Genomic DNA, 19,272 nt, shown 5'->3' with positions numbered 1-19,272 from the left:
TGTCTGCCCCCATACAGCCCCCCGCATTTGCGTGGCCAAATTTGACACTATGACGCCAACACGGCCCCTCAGTGGCGAGGCGTTCGGGCCTCCGTGCTGCGGTCTCCGTGTGGCTCCGTGTGGCTCCGCGTGGGGCCCGTGGAGTGCGCGGGCCCCAGCCATCCGGCCGTCGTTCTGATGAGGGAAGACCTCGGGCGGGTGCGGAACGCGGCAGACTAGGTCGGTGCACGGCATCTCAGTGTGGCTGCCCCACCGTCTCCGTGGGGGCGGCGCTCACGGCTCAGTGGCCGACGGCGGCTGGCTGCACTTCCCGCGCAAATCTGGCATGCGCCATGCCCAGAAATACGGTTGCAGTGGATTCACTTTTCTCGCGTACGATGCGGATTGCCGGTGCTTGCCGGCCCTGGTCAACCGGCCCGCCGGTCCGCACGAGAAGAGAGTCCATGAAGCTGCGCCTCTTCCCCCAAGAGACCGCCGCGCTGGAGCTCCTTGCCGACATCGCCCAGCAGTCCGTCCTGGCCGGGCAGATCCTGTCCGAGATGTTCGGAGCGCGTCGCCAAGACCATGAGCGCATCTTCGAAGAACTCATGAAGATCGATGCCCGCACCTCGGAGCTCCAGCGCTCCCTCCTGACTCAGCTCCGTACAAGCTTCATCAATCCGCTGCCGCGCGAGGACCTCCTCGAGCTCTCGGAGGGCCTCGGCAAGTCCATGGACCAGCTCGTCGCCGTCGGCGAGATCATCGTGGTCAATCGCCTCGAGCGCATGGCCCGTGAGGCCTCGGACCAACTCGAGATCGTCAACCGGCAGTCGGAACTCACCGTCGCGGCGATGCGGGGACTCGGCCGCCTCGACGAACTCGAGGACTATTGGGCGGAGATGCTCCGGCTCGCGAAGCGAGCCGATCACACGCATCGCGTCTGGAGCGCGAAGGCCATGCGGGAGCTTTCCCTCGGCGCCTACGCCCGGGTGGTCGAGATGGCGCGCGCGCTTCAAGGCGCGGCGCAGGCCCTGAGGGGTGTCGCCGCAAGCGTGGGCCGCATCATCGTCAAGGAATCGTGACGTGACGGTCGCGCTCACCGCCGTGGTGATCGTGTTCGCCTCCGTCTTCGCGTTCCTCAACGGCTTCCGGGACGCTTCGAACGCGGTGGGGCTCACCGTGCGCACTCGCGCGCTGACGCCGAGCATCGCCGTCGCCCTCGCCGCCGCCTTCAATGTGGTGGGGGTGCTGACGAGCGCGTGGCTCCTCACCTACTTCGGCGGCAGCTGGCTCTCAACGCCCGACGGCGACGCCGGCCTTGTGGTGCTCGTCGCCACCTTGGCGAGCGCGAGCGTGTGGAACGTGTTCCTGTGGTGGCGTGGCTACCCGTCCTCGTCCACGCATGCGCTCGTGGGAGCCCTCATCGGCGCGACTCTGGGCGCGGCCCTGCGCGGGCACGGCGCCAGCACCGACCTCCTCGACGTCCTCTGGATGCAGGTGTGGCTTCCGCTCCTCGTCTCGCCGCTGCTCGCGTTCGGCGTCGCGTTCTTCCTCACGAGCTCCGTGACGTGGATCGTGCGGTACAGCCAGCCGAGCGAAGCGCACGCCTCCCTCCGAGCGGCTCAGTCCGTCGGGACGGCGGCCGTTGCGTTCGGTCACGGCCTGCAGGACGGGCAGCGCATCATCGCCGTCCTCGTCCTCGCGACGCTTGGATCACACAGCGACTGGCAGTCGGTTCCGGTCTGGGTTGTAGCATTCGCGGCGGTCGCGCTGGGCATCGGGACCCTCGCCGGCGGCTGGCGCGTCACCTACACGCTGAGCCACCGGCTCGTGCGCACCGACCCCCTCAGGGGCTTCGTGTCCCAGCTCGTCTCGACGGCCATGCTGTTCTTCGGTGCGCTCTGGCTGCACCTGCCGCTCTCGACGACCCACACGGTCACGGCGTCGATCCTCGGGGCGGGCACGAATCAGAAGTTCGGGTCCGTCAACGGCCAGCTGCTGCTCCGCCTCATCGCGTTCTGGATCCTGACGCCGTTCGCTACTGGCGCGCTCGGTTTCGTCTTCGCCCTCGCCCTCGACCCCTTGGGGCGCTGACGATCACCCGAAGCGGCCGGAGACGTAGTCCTCGGTCGCCTTTTCCTTCGGGTTGTTGAAGATTGCGGTGGTGTCCGCGTACTCGATGAGCTTGCCCGGCTTGCCGGTTCCGGCGATGTTGAAGAACGCCGTCTTGTCTGAAACTCGCGCAGCCTGCTGCATGTTGTGCGTCACGATGACGACCGTGTACTGCTCCTTGAGCTCGTTGATCAGGTCCTCGACCGCGAGCGTGGAGATCGGGTCGAGGGCCGAGCAGGGCTCGTCCATGAGGATCACGTCCGGCTTCACCGCGATGGCGCGCGCGATGCAGAGGCGCTGCTGCTGGCCACCCGAGAGGCCGGATCCCGGCTTGTCGAGGCGGTCCTTGACCTCGTTCCACAGATTGGCGCCGCGCAGCGACGACTCGACGACGCCGTCGGTGTCCGAGCGGGACAGCTTCTTGCCGTTGAGCTTCACGCCGGCGAGCACGTTGTCGCGGATCGACATTGTGGGGAACGGGTTGGGGCGCTGGAACACCATGCCGACGTGCGTGCGCACGGCCACGGGGTCGACGCCGGGGCCGTAGAGGTCGTCGCCGTCGAGCAGCACGTGGCCCTCGACGTGGGCGCCCGGGATGACCTCGTGCATGCGGTTCAGGGTGCGCAGGAACGTCGACTTGCCGCACCCCGACGGGCCGATGAACGCCGTCACGGAACGCGCTTCAATGTTGATCGAGACGCCCTCGACGGCACGGAAGTTGCCGTAGTAGACGTTCAGGTCCTTGACGTCGATTCGCTTGGACATGATTTCCTTCGGTTCGTGCGGTCGATCAGGGCGGCGGTCAGCGGCCGGTCTTCGGGGCAAAAATCCGTGCCACGAGGCGCGCAATGAGGTTCAGGATCATCACGAAGATGATCAGGACGAGGGCCGCACCCCAGGCGCGCTGAAGGCTGGGGTCGGGGTTGGACGGCGACGTCGGGTTGAGGATCTGGAAGTAGATGTACGTCGGGAGCGACGCCATCCAGTTCGAGAAGACGTTGAGGTTGATCTTGGTCGCGAAGCCGGCCGTGAGCAGGATCGGCGCGGTCTCGCCGATGACGCGCGCGATGGCGAGTGTTACGCCGGAGGCGATGCCCGAGATGGCCGTGGGGACCACGACCTTGAGGATCGTGCGCCACTTCCGCACACCGAGCGCGTACGCCGCCTCGCGGAGCTCATTCGGGACGATCCGGAGCATCTCCTCGCTCGAGCGCACCACGACCGGGATCATCAGGACCGTGAGTGCGACGGCGGCGACGAAACCCGTCTGCGTGCCCGGCCCGAAGATCGTGGCGAAGAGCGCGGCGGCGAAGAGGCCGGCGACGATCGAAGGGATACCGGTCATGACGTCCACGAACAGGGTGATCGCCTGCCCGAGGCGGCCGCCCCGGCTGTACTCGACGAGGTAGATCGAGGTGAGCAGTCCGACGGGAACCGAGATGATCGTGGACCACAGCGTGATGAGGAGCGTGCCGATGAGCGCGTGGTAGATGCCGCCGACCACGCGGCTTCCCGTGTTCACGGACTGGTTGTCCTGGATGCCGCTCACGCCGTTCATCGACGTGCCGAGGAAGCCCGGGGTGAGGAGCCCCTTGATGCCGCCCTCGAGCACCGTCCAGATCACGGAGAAGAGGGGCAGGACCACGATGATGAACGAGCCGATCACGAGGCACGTGGCGAACTTGTCGCGGGCCTTGCGGCCGCCCTCGACCGCGGCGCTCCAGGCGACGTACACGATCGTGAACGCGATCGCGGCGAAGACGCCCCAGCCGAAGACGTTGAAGCCGACGAGGGTCGAGACGGCAGCACCCACGACGAGGCCCACCACGAGGGAGGCCCAGGGCGCGATGCGCGGGAGACGGTTGCGGGTGAGCGAGGTGCGGCGGCGAGGAGTCGCGATGGCAGTCATGTCAGTTCGCTCCCGAGAATTCCTTGTGGCGGCTGATGATCCACCGGGCCACGATGTTGACCGCGAGGGTGAACACGAAGAGCACGAGGCCGGCCGCGATGAGCTGGTTGAGGCTCAGGCCGCTTGCCTCCGGGAAGTTCAGTGCGATGTCCGCGGCGATCGTCTGGTTGCCGGACTGGATGAGGCTCGCGATGAGCGGCCCCGAGGACAGCACGAGGGCCACGGCCATCGTCTCGCCGAGCGCGCGGCCGAGGCCGAGCATGACGGCGCTGATGATGCCTGGCCGGGCAAACGGCAGGACGGCCATCCGGATCATCTCCCACCGCGTCGCGCCGAGGGCCAAAGCGGCCTCCTCGTGGAGCTTGGGCGTCTGGAGGAAGATTTCGCGGCAGACCGAGGTGATGATCGGGATGACCATGACGGCGAGCACGATCGACACCGTGAGGAGCGTCTTGCCCGTAGCAGACGCGGGGCCTCCGAAGATCGGAATCCAGCCGAGGGAGGAGGCGAGCCACGCGTAGCCGGGAACGAGCGCGGGCGCGAGGAAGGAGATGCCCCATGCGCCGAAGATGACCGAGGGGATCGCCGCGAGCAGGTCGATGATGTACCCGAGGATCTGCGCGAGGCGACGCGGAGCGTAGTGGGAGATGAAGAGAGCGACGCCAAGCGAGATCGGCGTGGCGACGACCAGGCTGATCACCGCCGCGATGACGGTGCCGACGATGAGCGGGACGATGTACGCCCAGAAGCCCTTGCCGTCGGCGATCTGGCTCTGCGGAGCGACGAATGCCGGGAACGCCTGGAGCACGAGGAACGCGGCGACGGCGACGAGCACTACGAGGATGAGAATGCCCGCGGACAACGCGGTTCCGGAGAAGACCTTGTCCCCCGCCGCGCCCTCGCGCGAGGACAGCTTGCGGGCGCCCCCCGAATGCTCGGAGGTCTTGGTCTCGGTTGAAGTCACATCAGGCCCCTTGGGTGAAGCGTGGGCAGTCTCGTCAGCAGCTTTCGTCATCTTGACACGTCCTCTGCCATCCAGCGCAAGGCCCGCCCCGGCTCAAGTCACCGGGGCGGGCTGCGTTACTTCGAGTTCGACTAGGACTTGACCTTGATGGAGTCAATCGCAGTCTTGGCCTTCGCGGCCAGCGACGAGGAGATCGGCGCGCTCTTCGCTGCGCTGGCAGCAGCCTGCTGGCCGGCGTCCGACACCACGTAGTTCTCCCACGCCTTCACGAGGTCGACGGTCGCCTGGTCCTTGTACGCGGCACAGACCACGTGGTAGGAGACGAGGACGATCGGGTAGGCCGAGGAGTCCGTGGGGGTGCGGTTGAGGTTGAGCGCGAGGTCGTTCGTCGCGCGGCCATCGGCTGGCTTCGAGAGCTCGACGGCCTTCGCGGCACCGCCAGCAGAGAGGGCGACCCACGAGCTGCCGACCTTGACCTTCGCCTTGCCGAGGCTGCCGCTCACGGCGGAGTCGTCGGAGTAGGCCACGGCACCCGCGGTGCTGGCGACCGTCTTGACGACGCCGTCGGTGCCCTTGGCGTTCTCGCCCGGGAGCGAGGCCGGCCAGGTCTGGCCGGACTTGTCGGTCCAGACCGACGGAGAAGCGGCCTTGAGGTACTCGGTGAAGTTCTGCGTGGTACCCGAGTCGTCCGAGCGGTGGACCGGAGTGATCTTGAGGTCGGGCAGGTTCACGCCCGAGTTGTCCGCGGCGATCGCCGGGTCGTTCCACTTGGCGATCTCGCCGCGGAAGATCTTCGCGATGTTGTCAGGGCTCAGGTTGAGGCTGCTGACACCCGGAAGGTTGTACGCGACGGCGATCGGGGAGATGTAGACCGGGAGGTCGAGCGCACCGTCGTTGCCGCACTGGGTCTTGGCCTGGGTGAGCTCGTCCGCGGTCATCGCCGCGTCGGAGCCGGCGAACTGCGAGCCGCCCGAGATGAACGTCTTGCGGCCAGCGCCAGAGCCGACCGGGTTGTACTGGACCGAGGCCCCCGAGTTCGCGCCGGTGAAGCCCTGCTTCCACGCGTCGATCGCCGCGGACTGGGCGGTCGAGCCGCCACCGGTCAGCGTGCCCGTGACCTTCGGGCCCGAGGCCGTTGCGGAGGAGCTCGAGCCGGAGTTGGTGGCGTTGTCGGAGCCACACGCGGACAGTGCCAGCGCGCCAGCCGCGACGAGTGCAACGGCCGAGAGGCGGCCGAAACGGTTAGCCTTCACGAAATTACCCCTTCCAGGGTTCTTGAGGTGCGCCGTGCGAAGAGCGCATTCCCAGCAAGTGAGTACGAGTCGTACTTCACTCGAACCTAGGGTTCTCAGGTAAAGAATCTTGGCGTGAAAGGTGAACGGAAGGTGAACCGGAGGGAGAGTTCAGGTGACTTGTTGCGTGGAAGTCTTGCAGATCACATGGTGTAGGGACTATTAGATGCCCAGCCAACCCTCGGCGAAGGTTCGGTGAACGCCAAGGTCCGCGGCGCCGTCGTCCGCTGTGCACCCAAGGCTTCCTTAAACTTCCTGTATGAACACCCCGCAGGCAGACGTCACGGCGCCGGGCGAGGCGCGCACGCGGGTGGCCGAGGTCTCGAAAATCGCGCGCGAGCGCGCCAGGGCGGGCTGGTCCCGCACCCGGGCCTCGGCACTCCCCGCGCTCATCATGACGGTCGGCGCGGTGCTCGCCTACCTCATCGCGCACTACGCGCTGGGGCACGTCGGGCCGATCTTCGCCGCGACGTCCGCGCTCATCGCGCTCGGGTTCGGCCGCGACCTCACCGTCCGAAAGGTCCTCGAAGTCTCCGTGGGCTGCACGCTCGGGATCGTGCTGGGCGACCTGATGGTCACGTTCTTCGGCGGCGGGATCTGGCAGGCCGGCGTAGTCCTCATGGCCTCGCTGCTCCTCGCGAGGTTCCTGGACCGCGGCGTGATCTTCGCGACCCAGCTGGGCATTCAGGCGCTCTTCGTGGTGCTGCTCCCGGCTCCGATCGGCGGTCCGTTCACGCGGAGCCTGGACGCGGTGGTCGGCGGACTCGTGTCGCTGCTCATGGCGGCGCTCCTCCCGCGCGATCCGCGCGTCCAGCCGCGGCAGGACCTCGAGCGGCTCGTGGAGGCGTTCTCGGAGATGCTCCGTGAATGCGCGGAGGCGCTCACCGAGAGCGATTCGACGCGCGCGTGGCATGCACTGGTCCGGGGGCGCGGCTCCCAGAGTCTCGTCGACACGATCCGCGCTACGCTCAAGACGTCCAGCGAAGTGGTGACGATCGCGCCGGCCTACCGGCGGTTCCGCGGGGAGATCGAGGACTTCGCGCGCGGCGTCGAGTACTTGGACCTCGCCCTTCGCAACGGACGCGTCGTCGCCCGGAGACTCACAAGCACCATCAACAACGCGGCCCTCTCAGAGCACGCCGCCGAGAGCATCGCCGAGCTGCTCTCCGACATCGCGGAGTCGCTCGACTTCGTCGCGGCGGGCCTCTCCACGCGGGACCGCGAGGAGCGCCGCGTGAGCCTGCGCAGCGCACGGCTCATGCTCGAGGAAATCGCCTCGCGCGCGCACCCCAAGAAGCTCCACGTCGAGCGGCTCGAGGGCGAGGCGCTCGTGATCCTCCTGCGGCCCATGATCGTGGATCTCCTCGAGGCGACGGGCTACGACCACGACGACGCCGTGGCCCTCCTGCCCGACCTCTAGCCTGGACCCCGAGCCCTCCCAGCCGGGCCCCGGCTCGGCCCGCGCGGCGGCGGCCGGAAATGTCCGACCCCAGAACTAGCCTTGGAACATGGCTTCGAAGACCTCCGCCCGCCAATCCTCCCGCGGCGCCGCCGGCTACCGCTGCGCCGAATGCGGTTGGACCACGGTCAAGTGGGTGGGCCGCTGCGGCGAGTGCCAGGCGTGGGGCACGGTCGACGAGATCGGCGGCGCGGTCGCGCGGACGACGGCGGCCTCCTCCGTCCGCGAGCCGGCTCGCCTCATCGCCGAGGTCGATGCGAGCGAGGCTGCCTTCCTGCCCACCGGGGTATCCGAGCTCGACCGCGTCCTGGGCGGCGGCCTCGTGCCGGGCGCCGTGATCCTCCTCGCGGGTGAGCCGGGAGTCGGCAAGTCGACGCTCCTGCTCGACGTCGCGGCGAAGTTCGCCACGGGTGGCACAGGAGGCGTCCTCTACGTGACGGGCGAGGAGTCCGCGGCCCAGGTCAAGCTGCGCGCCGAGCGCATCGGCGCCGTCGCGTCAGGCCTGTACCTCTCGGCGGAGACCGACCTCGGGCAGGCCCTCGGACAGGTCGAGAAGCTCGAGCCCCGCCTGCTCGTGGTCGACTCCGTGCAGACGCTCTCGAGCGCCGAGGTCGAGGGAAGCGCGGGCGGCGTGTCCCAGGTGCGCGAGGTCGCGGCGTCGATCATCGCGGCCGCGAAGCGGCGCAACATGACGACGCTCCTGGTCGGGCACGTGACGAAAGAGGGGTCGATCGCGGGACCGCGGCTGCTCGAGCACCTCGTGGACGTCGTATGCCAGTTCGAGGGCGAGCGGCACTCGCGCCTGCGGCTCCTCCGCGCGGTCAAGAACCGCTACGGCCCCACCGACGAGGTGGGCTGCTTCGACCTCGCCGAGGAGGGGATCTCGAGCGTCACGGATCCGTCCGGGCTCTTCGTCTCCCGGACCCGCGAGCCGGTGTCGGGCACGTGCATCACCGTGACCCTCGAAGGGCGGCGCCCCCTGCTCGCGGAGGTCCAGTCGCTGCTCGCCGAGAGCACGAATTCGCAGCCACGGCGGGCCACGAGCGGGCTCGACTCCTCACGGGTCGCGATGCTGCTCGCGGTCCTCCAGCAGCGGGCGGGCTGCATCCTGCACAAGGACGACAGCTACGTCGCCACCGTGGGCGGCGTGAGGCTCAGCGAGCCCGCAACGGACCTCGCCGTGGCCCTCGCCGTGGCGTCCGCCAAGACGCGGCAGGCGCTCCCGCAGCGGCTCATTGCGTTCGGCGAAGTCGGCCTCGCGGGCGAGGTGCGACCCGTGCCCGGCATCAACCGCCGCATCCAGGAGGCCCACCGCCTCGGCTTCACCCACGCGATCGTGCCCGCGAGCCCCACCGGGCCGGGCGAGATCCCGCCCGGATTCTCGGTGCGCGAGGTCGGGCACGTGGCGGAGGCCCTCGGCCTCCTCATCACCCCTTCCTGACGCCGAATCGTTGTCGAGCAGGCGTATCCGCGCCTGTACCCGCATATACCATGGGACTCAGTGCCCGCATGGGTGCCTTTGCTGTGCCGCGAAAGGGAATGTCATATGGCTCGGAGCCCCGAGGAAGTGCTTGCCGCCACCTTGGGCAGAGTGGCACCAGGTACAGGGCTCCGCGATGGCCTCGAGCGCATTCTCCGGGGACGCACGGGCGCCCTGATCGTGCTCGGCTTCGACCGCACCGTCGAATCCATCTGTTCCGGCGGCTTCGAGATCGGCATCGACTTCTCCCCCACCCGACTCCGCGAGCTCGCGAAGATGGACGGCGCGATCGTCATGGACCGCGAGGCCAAGACGATCATCCGAGCCGCCGTCCACCTTGTGCCTGACTCAACCATTCCCACGGCGGAATCCGGGACGCGGCACCGCACCGCGGAGCGCGTCGCGATCCAGACCGGCCTTCCCGTCATCTCGGTGAGCCAGTCGATGCAGATCATCGCGCTGTACATCCGCGGCCTCCGGTACGTGCTCGAGGGATCGGAAAAGGTGCTCGCCCGCGCGAACCAGGCCCTCGCGACGCTCGAGCGCTACCGTGCCCGCCTCGACCAGGTGACCAACTCGCTCTCGGCCCTCGAGATCGAGGCCATGGTGACCGTCCGCGACGTCGCCCAGACCCTCCAGCGCCAGGAGATGGTGCGGCGGATCTCGGAGGAGATCGGCCAGTACGTCCTCGAGCTCGGCGAGGACGGCAGGCTCCTCTCGCTCCAGCTCGAGGAGCTGACGGTCGGGCGCGGACCGGGCAGCGACGTCGTCATCCGCGACTATGCCGGCGACGAAGCGACCGCGGAGACGATCGACAGCGCCGTCGAGGCCCTCTCAGCGCTGTCCGCGACGGACCTCATCGACCTCAACCGCATTGCGGGGATCCTCGGGTACGCGGGCGGCGAGGCAACCCTCGACGCCGTCGTCGAGCCTCGCGGCTACCGGCTCATCACGGGCCTCAAGCCGGTTCCGCGCGCCGTCGCCGACCGGCTGGTCGACCACTTCGGAGGCCTCCAGAACCTCATGGCAGCCACGATCGAGGACCTCATGACCGTGGACGGCATCGGCGAGCAGCGTGCGCGGACCGTGCGCGAGGGGCTCAGCCGCATGGCCGAGGCAAGCCTCCTGGACCGCTTCCTCTGAGCCTTCCGCGGTGGCAGGGCTACTGAAGCTCGAACACTGCCTTCTTGCTCTGGATCGAGCCGAGCGAGGTCGTGAGCACGTACTGGCCGGGCCGCGGCTTAATCGTCACGGCCTTGCACCCCTCGGTCGAGCGCACGCGCGGCCACGGGAAGTTCGCGGTCTCGCTCGCGCCGGGCGCGAGCGTCTTCACGAGATCGGCGGAGCCGTCCTGGCAGTCCTTCGAGTCGAAGATGCGATCTGCCCCGCTCGCGACGAGGTATTCCATCTGAGACGTTCCGACGTTGACGGGGCACGGGATCGAGTTCTGGTTCGTGACCTTGAGCGTCAGGACCGGGTTCTCCGTGGGCGCGTAGACCGTCTTGTCGGTCGAGGCGGCGACCGCGATCTTGGCCGGGTCGCACGTGGGCGTCGCCGTGGCGCTCGGGGTGGCGCTCGGAGCAGCGCTCCCAGTAGCGGCCGCGGTCGGCGACGCGCCTGCGGAAGGCGCGGGGGCGGAGGCAGACGGGGTGGCGACGGGCCCGGCGTCGTCCGCGGTGCGGGACGGGGCAGCGTGACCGGCAGCGCGGACGAGCCCGACCGCTCCCCACGCTCCCACTCCGAGGAGCACGAGGAGGCAGGCCAGAAGCGTCGCCAGGACCACGCGCCGGCGCCGGTAGACGGCGGGACTCTGACGGCCGGCGGGTCGAGCAGCCTTGCCGCCCCCGCCTCCGTTCCGCGCCCCCGAACTCTTTCCGCCCTGCCGTGCCATGCTTCTAGGCTAGGAAAGCTTCCTACCCGAGGCGCGACGCCGCGCCGCGCGGCTAGAGTGGAATGGCCCACCCGACCCGAGGAGCACCCCTGACCGCGACCGCCGAAGCCGACGTCATCGGAGGCCTGCACCGCGCCCTCGCCGACTGGTTCGCCGCCGAGGCCCGGGACCTCCCGTGGCGGCATCCGGACTGCTCGCCGTGGGGGATCCTCGTGAGCGAGGTGATGCTCCAGCAGACGCCCGTAGTGCGCGTGCTCCCCGTGTGGCGCGAATGGATGAAGCGGTGGCCCCGGCCCGCGGACCTCGCGGCGGAGGCGGCCGGCGAGGCCGTGCGGGCGTGGGGTCGACTCGGCTACCCGCGACGCGCCCTCCGCCTGCACGCGGCGGCCACGGTGATCGCGGACGAGTATGGCGGCAGCCTCCCCGACACCGAGGAGGGCCTCCTCGCGCTTCCCGGCGTGGGCGGCTACACGGCGGCCGCCGTCGCAGCCTTCGCGTTCGGGCGACGAGCCGCGGTGGTCGACACCAACATCCGGCGGGTCCACGCCCGGCTCGTGCGGGGCGAGGCGCTTCCCGCCCCTTCGCTCACCGCGGCCGAACGTCGCCTCGCGGAGGAACTCCTCCCGGACGACCGCGGCGCCTCCGTGCGCTGGAACGTCGCCGCGATGGAGCTCGGCGCGATCGTGTGCACGGCGCGCTCGCCGCGGTGCGACGCGTGCCCCGTCGCCAGCGCGTGCGCGTGGCGCGCCGCGGGCGAGCCCCCGCCGTCGTATGTCCCCAAGGGGCAGGCGTGGCACGGCACGGATCGCCAGGTGCGCGGCGCCGTCATGGCCGTGCTGCGGGCCGCCTCGCGGCCCGTGCCGCGAGTGCTCTTCGAGGGCCCCGGGCCGGCTGTCGCAGACGACGGCGGCCCCGTCGCCGCCCAGCTCGCCCGCCTCCACGCTCTGGCCCCGGCCCCCGAGCAGCTCGAGCGCTCCCTCGAAGGGCTCCTCGCCGACGGCCTCGCCGCGGAGCACGACGGCGGCCTCGCCCTTCCGTAGATTGTGGCCGGAACGCTCCCGAAATGGCGTTGTGTCCCGCCCGCGACGGGCCTAGCCTCAGGCCATGGCAGGCGTGCGGACGTTGGGCGCCGCGCTCGCGTGGGCCCTCGGGACAGGCGTGCTCGTGACAGCGTGCGTGGTCCCACAGCCGATCGCGTGCCCCATGATCGCCATGGCGCCCGCAGTCACGATCCACGTCACCGCCGGGCGAGCCGCAACCCTCGACCCGTCTTACTTGACGGGCGAGGCCTGCCAGGACGGGAAGTGCCACGGCGGTCGGCTCACGCTCTCGGACGATTCAGGTCCCAACACCGAGCCCGGCGCACAGCGGGCCACGATCATGATGCTGACTCTCACCGAGAACCCCATCGATCTGACGGTCTCCGGGAGGACGACCTCGGGCCAGTCCATCGGAGAAGCCCATGTGAGATTCGCTCCACGGGTCGAGTACCCATGGGGGCGTCAGTGCCAGCGCGCCCTCGTCGCCGAGGCGACGCTGGACGATCACGGCCTCTACGCAGGCTGAGCTCTTCCTTCGCGGCTGTTCATTCGCGCGGCTGTTCATTCGCGCGGCTGTTCATTCGCGCGGTTACTCCTTCGCGCGGCCCGGGAGCCAGCGGATCATGCGCGTGTTGCCGAGCGTGTTCGGCTTGACCCGGGCGAGGTCGAGGAACTCCGCGACACCCTCGTCAGAGGAGCGCAGGAGCTCGGAGTACACCTCGGGGTCCACAGCCGACTGGTCCGCCATGACCTCGAAGCCGTGCCGCTCGAAGAAGGGCACCTCGAAGGTGAGGCAGAAGACGCGCTGCACGCCGACCTCAACCGCGTCGGCGAGCAGCTGCTCGACGAGCGCGTGGCCCACGCCGCGTCCGCGCCACGAGTCCGCCGCAGCGAGCGTGCGCACCTCGCCGAGGTCCTCCCACATCACGTGGAGCGCGCCGCAGCCGATGACGTCCCCCTCGGGCGTCTCGGCGACGCGGAACTCCTGGATCGCCTCGAAGTACGCCACCGACTCCTTCGAGATCAGGATGCGCCGCTCTGAGAGGGGCGCAACGAGCCGCTTGATGGCCGCGACGTCGCTCGTGCGGGCGCGTCGCACCCGGAAGGGCGGGGCGGCGGGCTCGGTCACAGAGGGAAGGGGGGCGGTCATGCAGCCATCCTAGTGGCGGGGCATGGCCGGCCCGGACCCGCTCGACCGGTGCCGGGGAGCACCGGTCGAGCGGTCGAGCACCGGCAGAAGGGTCAGAGACCGAGTTCCTTCGGCAGCTCCCGCGACTCGCCGAGGACGTGCTCGGCAAGGAACGCGTTCACCACCCCGTACCAGACCTTCGCGTGCTGCGGCTTGAGGATCCAGTGGTTCTCGTCCGGGAAGTACAGGAAGCGGTGCGGCGTGCGTCCCTCGGCATCCGTGGCGAGCTGAGACTCGCTCAGGAGCTCGTACCAGAGGCGCAGGCCGTCGCCGATCGGCACGCGGTAGTCCTTGTCGCCGTGAATCACGAGCATGGGCGTGCGGATCTCGCCGACCGCGCGGTGCGGCGAGTGCGCCTCCGTCATCGCGTCGTCCATCTCCTTGGCCCAGAACTGGGCGAGGTCGGTGGTCTTGCCGAAGCCGTCGAGGGCCCAGAGGCTCGCGTGGGTCACGATCGAACGGAACCGGTCGGTGTGCCCTGCGACCCAGTTCGCCATGTACCCGCCGAACGAGCCGCCCATCGCGGCCGTCCGCTCGGCGTCGAGGTCGGGCCGCTCGAGGGCAGCGTCCGTGATGGTCATGAGGTCGGTGAACGGCTCGGCACCCCACCGGCCCCAGCCACGTTGGATGAAGTCCTGCCCGTAGCCCGTCGAGAGCGCCGGGTCGGGGAGGAGGACGGCGTAGCCCTGGGCCACCATGAGCCACGGGTTCCAGCGCCACGTCCACGCGTTCCACGAGCCGATGGGGCCGCCGTGGATCCAGAGGAGGAGCGGATGCTTGGCCTGGCCGGCGGTGTCCGCGGCGGCTTCGTGTCCGGCGTCCGTCGAAACGGACGACGGCGGGAGCGCGAGCCACGCGCGCAGGGGCGAGCCATCCGCCGCCGTCGCCGTGACCTCCTCGAGCCGGCCGGGGATCTCCGGACGCTCCACGGGGTTCTGCAGCCGCGTGACGTCCCCCGTGACGAGGTCGATGCGCACCACCTCGGCCGGGAACAGGTAGGAGCTGCGAAGCGCGTAGGCACTCGCCCCGTCCGGCGCGACGACGACGTCGGTGTACGCCGCGTCGTCGAGCGTCACCCGGGTGACCGCACCGCTCGCGGCGTCGATGCGGAACACCGGTGAGCGGCCGGCGTCGTCCGCTGTGACGAGCAGCGCGGAGCCATCGGGGAGCCACTCGGCAGGGTGCGCGAACCGGTCCCAGTCGCCGGCGAGGCGACGGAACTCGCCGCTCTCGAGGTCGAGGAGGTGGAGCTCGCTCGTGTAGGACTGGGTCGGCGTGGTCTGGGGCTCGACGACGACCGCGAGGCGCGTGCCGTCCGGGCTCACCGGTCCGGGGAAGAAGTCGATGCCGTCCTTCGAGAGCAGCGTGCGGCGCGTGCCCGTCGCGACGTCGACCGCGACAAGTTCCATGCGGAGATCCGCCTTCGCGAGTGGCCGCACAAGCCCTGCGTACAGGGTCGAGCCGTCCGGGCTCACCGTGGCCTCGCCGAACATGAGGCCGTTCCCGATGCCGGGCGTGAGGTTGCGGAGCTCGAGGTCCGGGCCCTCGTCGACCGTGCCCGGCTTGCCGGGCTCGGCCTCCTTGGCCGAACGTTCGACGGCGAACAGCCGCGCCTCGTCGGGGCCGAGGTCGGAGTCCCAGAAGCGCACCGGGTAGGCCGAGTGCAGGATCGCGGCGACCTTGGCGTCCTTGCGGGCCTTGCGCCGCTCCTCGTCGTTGGCCTCGTCGGAGCTGCCCGGGAGGACGGGCGCCTGGACGAACGTCGCGTCCGCGGCTCGGGCGGAGAGGACCTTCGCCACCCCGCCGGCCCGGCTCACGACGACGCGCGCTTCGCCGCCGTCTCGCGGCAGGAGCCACAGGGCGTTGACCGGCTCGTCGTCCGGCTTCTCGGGATCCGGGCGGGCGGATGTGAAGAAGAGGTCGCCGCTCGCGGAGAAGGCAGCCCCGGCCTCCCCCTTCGCGCTCCGGGTGATGCGCCGCGCGGGTCGCTCGCCCGCCGGGTCGACCTCCCAGAGCGCCGAGCGGTACTCCGTGCCCTTGCCGTTGAGCGTCGCGACCGCGGTCACGAGGCGCGTGCCGTCAGGACTCAGCGCGAGGCCTGAGAGGCGTGGGATGGACACGTAGTGGTCCAGGTCGTGGAACGGGGTCGCGGGGGCGGGCTTCTGCTCAGTCGCGGCGTCCGCTGAGGGATGGGAGGGGATTTCGGTCTGGGTCTCGGCAGTCTGGGCGCTCATGGTCCGATTCAACTCGGAAAGTGGCGCAGAACACAGAGGCGTTCACTCCAGGTGAAACACTTCTTTCACGTCCGGTGCCTGGGGAATGGCTCACACGGGGTCGTCGAAGCCGCGCTCGACTTGCTCGCGGACGAGGTCCACAGCTCTTTCGGCATCGGGCCCGGAGGCCTCGACCACAAGCTGCTCGCCCTTCCTGGCGCCGAGTGCCATGAGCGCCATGACCGACTGCGCGTCCGCGCCGTTGATCGTGATGCCGGCGTCGAGCTGGGAGAGCCGGCCCGCGAGGACCGCCGCGGGGCGGGCGTGCAGCCCCGCCCGGTTCGACAGCGTCACGACGGCCGAGGCAGCGGGCTCGCCCACCTCCGGGGCCTCCTCCACGGGCGCGCACGGCACGGCCTCCTCGGCGGCGCGGGCCACGGCGTCGACGCCCGCCCCCGACTCGGCCGCGACGGCCGCCGCAACGGCCCCCTCGACGAGCGCCGCGTCCGCGAGCCGGACCCGCGAGCGCTGCTCGTCGCCGAGGAACTCGAGCACCGACTCCGCCGTCATGACGGCGGACCCGAGGTCGGTCAGGACCACAACGCCCTCGCCGCGGTCCGCCTCCGCGATCCCGTTCATGATCTTCTCGAAGCTCGTGCCGAGGCCCCCGCCGTCGGCTCCGCCGGCCGCGACGAGCGGCACGGAGCGTGCCATCTGCTCGGCGAGCTCGACGACGCCCTCGGCGAGGCGTGCGCTGTGGGAGACGATGAGGAGCCCGACGCGCGTCACTCGGCACCCGCGCTGATCTCGGACACAGCCGCGGTCACCGCGGCGCGCAGGATGTACGACGTCGAAACCGCACCTGGGTCGAGATGCCCGGCGCTGCGTTCCCCGAGGTAGCTCGCGCGGCCCTTCCGAGCCACGAGCGGCTTCGTCGCGAGCGCGCCCGCCTCGGCAGCCGACGCCGCGGCAGCCAAGGCCGCTTCGCCGTCGCCCGCTCGGCCCGCGGCATCGACGGCCGGCGCCCACGCGTCGACCATCGTCTTGTCTCCCGGCTCGGCCTTGCCGCGCGCCACCACGCCGTCGCGCGCTGCGGCCAGCATCGCCTCGACCGTCGGACCGTCGAGCGCGTCCCGCTCCCCCACTGCGACGGACGCGCGGAGGAAGGCCGTGCCGTAGAGCGGGCCCGCGGCGCCGCCCACCTTGCTCATGAGCATCGTGGCCGCGAGCTTGAGCGCCGCCGCGACCGAGCCGCTCGGGCCCTCGTCGAGCTTCTCGACGACCGCCTGGAACCCGCGGTCCATGTTCTCGCCATGGTCGCCGTCGCCGATCGCCCGGTCGAGGTCGATGAGCTCCTCGCGGCGCGCGGCGAGAACGCGCGCGCATTCGCGAAGCCAGCGGTCGGCCCAGGCTGCATCCAATTCCGTCATCTCACACTCCCCATCGCAGTGCCGGCGTGTTGACCGGCGCGTCCCACAGTTCCGTGAGCTCGTCGTCCAGCCGCAGGACCGTCACAGAACAGCCTTGCATCTCGAGCGCCGTGACGTAGTTGCCCACGAGGCTCCGCTCTACGGCCACCCCACGCTCGGCGAGCAGCTGAGCCGCGCGCCGGAACACGATGTAGAGCTCGGACAGAGGCGTTCCACCCATGCCGTTGACCACGAGGAGAGCCCGCTGGCCCGGGGCGAGCCCGAGGTCGTCGAGGACCGGCTCGAGGAGGTGATCCGTGAGCGCGTCCGCCGGCTCGAGGCCCGCTCGCCGCCTCCCGGGCTCGCCGTGGATGCCGACGCCGATCTCGATCTCGTCCTCGCCGAGTTCGAAGCTCGGCTTCCCGACGTGCGGGACCGTGCACGGCGCGAGCGCGAGGCCCATGGACCGGACGTTCTGCACGACCCTGCGTCCGATCGCCTCGACGGCGTCGAGCGAATCGCCGCGCTCGGCGGCCGCGCCCGCCATCTTCTCGACGAGGACCGTGCCCGCGACGCCGCGCCGGCCGGCTGTGTAGAGCGAGTCCTCGACCGCGACGTCGTCGTTGACCAGCACGGTCCGGACATCGATGCCCTCGGCCGCGCACAGTTCGGCGGCGGTCTCGAAGTTGAGCACGTCGCCGGTGTAGTTCTTCACGATATGGACGACGCCGGCGCCTCCGTTTGCGGCCTGGGTCGCCGGAATGATCTGGTCGGGTGTGGGCGAGGTGAAGACGGCGCCCGGGACAGCGGCGTCGAGCATGCCCTGGCCCACGTATCCCGCATGCAGCGGCTCATGACCGCTGCCCCCTCCGGAGACGACGCCCACCTTGCCGGGCATCGCCCCGCCCGCCCGGGTGATGTAGGCCGGGTCGAGATGCACCTCGACGAGGTCTCGGTGGGCGAGGCCGAAGCCCTCGAGGGTCTCCCCGACGACCGCCCGCGGATCGTTGATGAGCTTCTTCACGCCGCTCCTTCGATCGGTCCAGCCAAGGGCCGCCGCCCGCGCCGCGCACGGAGGCGCCCAGCACGCCTGACGCTCTGGAGCCTACCGGGGTGCCGCGCCGCTGTGTAGGCGGCCCGAGTCTGGCCTCGCGCCGCCTGGGGCGACCGCGCCTGCGGGGACAGTGGTTAGGCTGTGATGGAGCACACTTCCCTCGCAGGCCAGAATCTCGCAGGCCAGAATGCAGTGCAGACCAGAGGGCCGTTGAGGCCGGAAGGGTGGTAGCCATGGGTTCCACAGCCGAGTGGGGCCTTGCCGTCTCGGTGTTCGTTGCCGCGCTCGTGGAAATGGTCGAGGCCCTCACGATCGTCCTCGCGATGGGCATGACCCGGGGCTGGAAGTCCGCGCTGGCCGGCGTCGGGGCAGCGCTAGTGGCGTTGTCCGCCTTCACGGCGGCCACCGGCTACGCCCTCGCCACCTGGCTGCCGCGAGCGAGCCTCCAGCTCGTCGTCGGGATCCTGCTCCTCATCTTCGGCCTGCAGTGGCTCCGCAAGGCCATCCTCCGCTCGTCTGGACGGAAGGCGCTCCACGACGAGGCGCAGGTCTACGAGAAGGAGACCCAAGCCGCCCAGGCCGCCGCGCACGATGTCCGGTTCGGGCTCGACTGGTTCTCCTTCGTGGTGAGCTTCAAGGGCGTCTTCCTCGAGGGCGTCGAGGTGGTCTTCATCGTCATCACGTTCGGGCTCAACGCCCGCAACATGCCGGTCGCGATTCTGGGTGCCGCCGCCGCATTCGTCGTGGTGCTGCTGTTGGCCGTCGTCGTCCACGCGCCGCTCACGAAGGTTCCGGAGAACACGCTCAAGTTCTGCGTGGGGCTGCTCCTCGCGACGTTCGGGACGTTCTGGTCGATCGAGGGGCTCGGCAGCCTGACGCCCTCCCATCAGGCGCTCGAGTGGCTCGGCTCCGACCTAGCCCTGCTGCCGATCCTGGCCGGCTGGCTCGTGCTGAGCGCCGTCCTCATCAGGGTTCTGAAGGTGCGGCCCACCCGGCCCGCCCCCGTCGGCTCTGCGGCTGTTCCGCAGGGGAAGGCCTAGGCCATGAAGCTCGTGAGAGGGTTCCTGCGGTTCTGGTACGACTTCATCATCGGGGACGACTGGAAGGTCGCCGCCTCGGTGGTGGCTGTCCTCGCCATCGGGGCAGGTTTCGTCCTCGCCGGGTTCGGAAGCACGCCCGTCTTCGCGCCGCTTCTCGCGGTCGGGCTCGCGGCCGCCTTCACGGTGGCACTCGCGATCGACGTCAGGCCGCGGCCCCCGAAGCGCTGAGCAGCCCGCTCCC

The 19,272-nt window shown here is 70.1% G+C and carries 19 protein-coding genes; 9 read left to right on the top strand and 10 right to left on the bottom strand.

Translation table 11 applies throughout. From position 1 onward, the window contains the following. Positions 1-443: 443 nt before the first annotated feature. Together E6A26_RS13915 and E6A26_RS13910 are read left to right on the top strand one after the other, a co-directional pair. Positions 444-1,061, top strand: a complete 618-nt coding sequence (locus tag E6A26_RS13915; RefSeq protein ID WP_136611797.1) for a DUF47 domain-containing protein — start codon at positions 444-446, stop codon at positions 1,059-1,061. Between the two features lies 1 nt (position 1,062). Beyond that, the gene (locus E6A26_RS13910; protein ID WP_136611796.1) at positions 1,063-2,073 is read left to right on the top strand and encodes an inorganic phosphate transporter; all 1,011 of its coding nucleotides are present in this window, start codon (positions 1,063-1,065) and stop codon (positions 2,071-2,073) included. Positions 2,074-2,076: 3 nt separating this feature from the next. Here the strand turns inward: E6A26_RS13910 and pstB are convergent, their stop codons facing one another. The 4 genes from pstB to pstS all read right to left on the bottom strand — a co-directional run bounded on the left by pstB (position 2,077) and on the right by pstS (position 6,217). Continuing rightward, positions 2,077-2,856: a phosphate ABC transporter ATP-binding protein PstB gene (pstB, locus tag E6A26_RS13905; RefSeq protein ID WP_136611795.1), complete on the bottom strand. Its 780-nt coding sequence runs from the start codon at positions 2,854-2,856 to the stop codon at positions 2,077-2,079. Between the two features lie 37 nt (positions 2,857-2,893). Beyond that, entirely contained in the window at positions 2,894-4,000 is a 1,107-nt protein-coding gene (pstA, locus tag E6A26_RS13900) for a phosphate ABC transporter permease PstA (protein WP_136611794.1), read from the bottom strand. A gap of 1 nt (position 4,001) precedes the next feature. Then, positions 4,002-4,964 (bottom strand): phosphate ABC transporter permease subunit PstC, encoded by a 963-nt coding sequence (gene pstC / locus E6A26_RS13895; RefSeq protein WP_234865500.1) that lies wholly within the window; start codon positions 4,962-4,964, stop codon positions 4,002-4,004. A 131-nt stretch (positions 4,965-5,095) separates the two neighbouring features. After that, entirely contained in the window at positions 5,096-6,217 is a 1,122-nt protein-coding gene (pstS, locus tag E6A26_RS13890; protein WP_136611792.1) for a phosphate ABC transporter substrate-binding protein PstS, read from the bottom strand. Between the two features lie 298 nt (positions 6,218-6,515). Here pstS and E6A26_RS13885 point away from each other — a divergent pair, with 298 nt between their 5' ends. The 3 genes from E6A26_RS13885 (at position 6,516) to disA (ending at position 10,338) form a co-directional block, all read left to right on the top strand. Further along, entirely contained in the window at positions 6,516-7,676 is a 1,161-nt protein-coding gene (locus E6A26_RS13885; RefSeq protein ID WP_136611791.1) for an FUSC family protein, read from the top strand. 88 nt (positions 7,677-7,764) lie between these two features. Beyond that, a complete protein-coding gene (gene radA, locus E6A26_RS13880; protein WP_136611790.1) occupies positions 7,765-9,156 on the top strand; it encodes a DNA repair protein RadA in 1,392 nt (463 codons plus the stop codon). Between the two features lie 105 nt (positions 9,157-9,261). Next, positions 9,262-10,338, top strand: a complete 1,077-nt coding sequence (disA, locus tag E6A26_RS13875; RefSeq protein WP_136611789.1) for a DNA integrity scanning diadenylate cyclase DisA — start codon at positions 9,262-9,264, stop codon at positions 10,336-10,338. 19 nt (positions 10,339-10,357) lie between these two features. Here disA and E6A26_RS13870 read toward each other — a convergent pair whose 3' ends face one another. Then, positions 10,358-11,086, bottom strand: coding sequence for a hypothetical protein (locus E6A26_RS13870; protein ID WP_136611788.1), 729 nt, complete (start codon positions 11,084-11,086; stop codon positions 10,358-10,360). 62 nt (positions 11,087-11,148) lie between these two features. Between E6A26_RS13870 and E6A26_RS13865 the strand changes: the two genes are divergently transcribed. Further along, positions 11,149-12,126, top strand: a complete 978-nt coding sequence (locus E6A26_RS13865) for an HhH-GPD family protein (RefSeq protein WP_136611787.1) — start codon at positions 11,149-11,151, stop codon at positions 12,124-12,126. A gap of 64 nt (positions 12,127-12,190) precedes the next feature. Continuing rightward, on the top strand, positions 12,191-12,652 hold the full coding sequence (locus E6A26_RS13860; RefSeq protein WP_136611786.1) for a hypothetical protein: 462 nt from the start codon (positions 12,191-12,193) through the stop codon (positions 12,650-12,652). A gap of 63 nt (positions 12,653-12,715) precedes the next feature. On the opposite strand, the gene E6A26_RS13855 is transcribed toward E6A26_RS13860, so the two are convergent. The 5 genes from E6A26_RS13855 to dhaK form a co-directional block, all read right to left on the bottom strand. Next, the gene (locus E6A26_RS13855; protein ID WP_136611785.1) at positions 12,716-13,276 is read right to left on the bottom strand and encodes an amino-acid N-acetyltransferase; all 561 of its coding nucleotides are present in this window, start codon (positions 13,274-13,276) and stop codon (positions 12,716-12,718) included. A gap of 92 nt (positions 13,277-13,368) precedes the next feature. After that, a complete protein-coding gene (locus E6A26_RS13850) occupies positions 13,369-15,549 on the bottom strand; it encodes a S9 family peptidase (protein WP_136611784.1) in 2,181 nt (726 codons plus the stop codon). Between the two features lie 90 nt (positions 15,550-15,639). Beyond that, complete coding sequence (gene dhaM / locus E6A26_RS13845; RefSeq protein WP_234865498.1) at positions 15,640-16,317, bottom strand: dihydroxyacetone kinase phosphoryl donor subunit DhaM; 678 nt, start codon at positions 16,315-16,317, stop codon at positions 15,640-15,642. Next, the gene (gene dhaL, locus E6A26_RS13840) at positions 16,314-16,958 is read right to left on the bottom strand and encodes a dihydroxyacetone kinase subunit DhaL (protein ID WP_136611783.1); all 645 of its coding nucleotides are present in this window, start codon (positions 16,956-16,958) and stop codon (positions 16,314-16,316) included. Before dhaL ends, dhaM begins: the two co-directional genes overlap by 4 nt. 1 nt (position 16,959) lies before the next feature. Next, the gene (dhaK, locus tag E6A26_RS13835; RefSeq protein ID WP_136611782.1) at positions 16,960-17,961 is read right to left on the bottom strand and encodes a dihydroxyacetone kinase subunit DhaK; all 1,002 of its coding nucleotides are present in this window, start codon (positions 17,959-17,961) and stop codon (positions 16,960-16,962) included. A gap of 263 nt (positions 17,962-18,224) precedes the next feature. Between dhaK and E6A26_RS13830 the strand changes: the two genes are divergently transcribed. Beyond that, on the top strand, positions 18,225-19,031 hold the full coding sequence (locus E6A26_RS13830; protein ID WP_136611781.1) for a COG4280 domain-containing protein: 807 nt from the start codon (positions 18,225-18,227) through the stop codon (positions 19,029-19,031). A gap of 3 nt (positions 19,032-19,034) precedes the next feature. Further along, complete coding sequence (locus tag E6A26_RS13825) at positions 19,035-19,259, top strand: hypothetical protein (RefSeq protein ID WP_136611780.1); 225 nt, start codon at positions 19,035-19,037, stop codon at positions 19,257-19,259. Positions 19,260-19,272 lie beyond the last annotated feature (13 nt).

Source organism: Sinomonas albida, assembly GCF_004919045.1.
GTDB classification, from domain to species: domain Bacteria; phylum Actinomycetota; class Actinomycetes; order Actinomycetales; family Micrococcaceae; genus Sinomonas; species Sinomonas albida.
Note: the sequence above shows the minus strand (reverse complement) of the source record. Positions and strands in the feature narration are given on the sequence as shown.

Coding starts and splice junctions, on each gene's coding strand:
- E6A26_RS13915 (WP_136611797.1), top strand. CDS start 444: ATGAAGCTGCGCCTCTTCCCCCAAGAGACCGCCGCGCTGGAGCTCCTT.
- pstB (WP_136611795.1), bottom strand. CDS start 2,856: ATGTCCAAGCGAATCGACGTCAAGGACCTGAACGTCTACTACGGCAAC.
- pstA (WP_136611794.1), bottom strand. CDS start 4,000: ATGACTGCCATCGCGACTCCTCGCCGCCGCACCTCGCTCACCCGCAAC.
- E6A26_RS13885 (WP_136611791.1), top strand. CDS start 6,516: ATGAACACCCCGCAGGCAGACGTCACGGCGCCGGGCGAGGCGCGCACG.
- radA (WP_136611790.1), top strand. CDS start 7,765: ATGGCTTCGAAGACCTCCGCCCGCCAATCCTCCCGCGGCGCCGCCGGC.
- disA (WP_136611789.1), top strand. CDS start 9,262: ATGGCTCGGAGCCCCGAGGAAGTGCTTGCCGCCACCTTGGGCAGAGTG.
- E6A26_RS13870 (WP_136611788.1), bottom strand. CDS start 11,086: ATGGCACGGCAGGGCGGAAAGAGTTCGGGGGCGCGGAACGGAGGCGGG.
- E6A26_RS13865 (WP_136611787.1), top strand. CDS start 11,149: ATGGCCCACCCGACCCGAGGAGCACCCCTGACCGCGACCGCCGAAGCC.
- E6A26_RS13860 (WP_136611786.1), top strand. CDS start 12,191: ATGGCAGGCGTGCGGACGTTGGGCGCCGCGCTCGCGTGGGCCCTCGGG.
- E6A26_RS13855 (WP_136611785.1), bottom strand. CDS start 13,276: ATGACCGCCCCCCTTCCCTCTGTGACCGAGCCCGCCGCCCCGCCCTTC.
- E6A26_RS13850 (WP_136611784.1), bottom strand. CDS start 15,549: ATGAGCGCCCAGACTGCCGAGACCCAGACCGAAATCCCCTCCCATCCC.
- dhaL (WP_136611783.1), bottom strand. CDS start 16,958: ATGACGGAATTGGATGCAGCCTGGGCCGACCGCTGGCTTCGCGAATGC.
- E6A26_RS13830 (WP_136611781.1), top strand. CDS start 18,225: ATGGGTTCCACAGCCGAGTGGGGCCTTGCCGTCTCGGTGTTCGTTGCC.
- E6A26_RS13825 (WP_136611780.1), top strand. CDS start 19,035: ATGAAGCTCGTGAGAGGGTTCCTGCGGTTCTGGTACGACTTCATCATC.